Below are 1,720 nucleotides of genomic sequence, written 5' to 3'. Positions count from 1 at the left end.
AATGACTATTTTTACCCATAGTAGTTTAAAGTGTGGTTACTTCAAACTTACTAAAAATTAGAGTAGTCTGAAAAAACTACTCTTTTTATCGGACAACAATGAATTAAATGATGAAAAACCTTTAGTTTTGACTAAAGGTTTTTTTTATTGCATGAAATTAAAATACAGTATAATTAGTTTAGTTGCTTTGTTCTATTGGCCAACTTTTGGACAAGTAGATTCTTTGTATGTTGGCAAGTATCAGACCAATTATGGTATAAAAATATTTGGGACGCGTGACTTATTGTCTTTAGATTACACTTTAGAGGATTCGGACAAGTATTCTTTTGAACCAAATAAACCAACCAGTATAGGGTTAGGATTTTCGTGGAAGAATTCATCTTTGAGTTATAGTTACGGCTTTCCGTTTCTGAGAGATAAGGCAAAAGCAAAAACAAAAGCCAGGGATTTGAAGTATCATTACTACGGCAAGAATCAAGTATTAGATATATATTTTCAGCAGTATAAAGGGTTCTCCTTGCCAATCTCTAAGAGCAATGAGTATAATCACTATGACAATTTAAAGATTAACCTTTATGGAGTATTGTATCAGCACGTTTTTAATTCGCGTAAGTATTCTGTTGCAGCAGCTTATGACAATAGTGAAAAGCAGTTGAAATCAGCTGGTTCTTTATTGGTAGGTGCAGGTGTTTTTTATAGTACTTTAAAAAATATTCCTTCTTTTTCAGATATCATATCTGACTACGATAAGAGAACGATTAGCATCGGGCCTCATGTGGGTTATGGTTACAATTGGGTTGCTTTCCGCAATTTTTTAGTAGCAGGTTCCTTTACTCTTGGAATAAATGGAGCTATTGAAAAGAATTTGCTCACTGATAATACACGTTTTATTGTCAATCCTCAGGTGATGGGAAGATTTGCTTTGTATTATCAAAGTGATGATTGGGTGATAGGTGTGACTTCTATCTTAAACTCACTTTACTTGAACTTTAAAGATGAATATCAAACACAGTTGACCAATAATAGTTTTAGGTTTTCAATAACGAAGCGATTCTCATTAAAGAAAGATCCTAAGATTCTACAGTATGATTTGGTTGATATAGTGAAAAAGAAACGCTAACTATTGCGTGTGTATTGGCACATTTTTATATCTTTCAAAAAAAGTTTATAACAGATGGAATTTAATATAACAGATTATCGATTTTTTGCACCATTAGAAGTTCGCTGGAATGATATGGACGCCTTGGGACATGTTAATAATGTTTATTATATAGAGTATTTTCAAATAGGTAGAGGGAAGTATGTGGACGAAGCATCTCGAACTTGGGATTGGATGAAGGATATGTTCGTAATTGCGAACATTACTTGTAACTATATAAAGGAAATTAAATTAAATGTAAGAAATCCCAGGATAGGTGTGCGTATTTCTAGATTGGGTACTAAGAGTTTCGATATCGAATACGCTATAATCAGTGATGGGAAAGACAATAGTATTATAGTACATGCTATGGGAACAAGTGCTCAGGTAATGGTAGATATGAGGGAGAAAAAAACAATTGAAATACCTGAATGGTTTAAGGAGGAAGTTAAGGGGTATGAACCTGCTTTATAATAAAAGAAGAGGCTGTCTAAAAAGCCTAAAAAACAAAACCCCGTCTAAAAAAGGCGGGGTTTTTTCATTGTTTGTCCTCAAAAATAATTATCTTCAAGGTGCAACCAA

The 1,720-nt window shown here is 33.1% G+C and carries 2 protein-coding genes; both read left to right on the top strand.

The window, feature by feature from the left end; all coding sequences use genetic code 11:
- The first annotated feature begins 151 nt into the window (after positions 1-151).
- Positions 152-1,120 carry a DUF4421 family protein gene (locus GOQ24_RS09440; protein ID WP_155092850.1) on the top strand — a complete coding sequence of 323 codons (969 nt, stop codon included), beginning with the start codon at positions 152-154 and terminating at the stop codon, positions 1,118-1,120.
- 54 nt (positions 1,121-1,174) lie between these two features.
- The gene (locus GOQ24_RS09435) at positions 1,175-1,612 is read left to right on the top strand and encodes an acyl-CoA thioesterase (protein WP_155092851.1); all 438 of its coding nucleotides are present in this window, start codon (positions 1,175-1,177) and stop codon (positions 1,610-1,612) included.
- Positions 1,613-1,720 lie beyond the last annotated feature (108 nt).

The sequence above is a fragment of the Myroides sp. LoEW2-1 genome (assembly GCF_009767705.1).
GTDB lineage: Bacteria > Bacteroidota > Bacteroidia > Flavobacteriales > Flavobacteriaceae > Flavobacterium > Flavobacterium album_A.
This window is presented reverse-complemented; position numbering and strand designations above follow the sequence as displayed.

What these genes read in the sequence shown, in the direction of transcription:
- GOQ24_RS09440 (WP_155092850.1), top strand. Translation starts at nt 152, where the DNA reads ATGAAATTAAAATACAGTATAATTAGTTTAGTTGCTTTGTTCTATTGG.
- GOQ24_RS09435 (WP_155092851.1), top strand. Translation starts at nt 1,175, where the DNA reads ATGGAATTTAATATAACAGATTATCGATTTTTTGCACCATTAGAAGTT.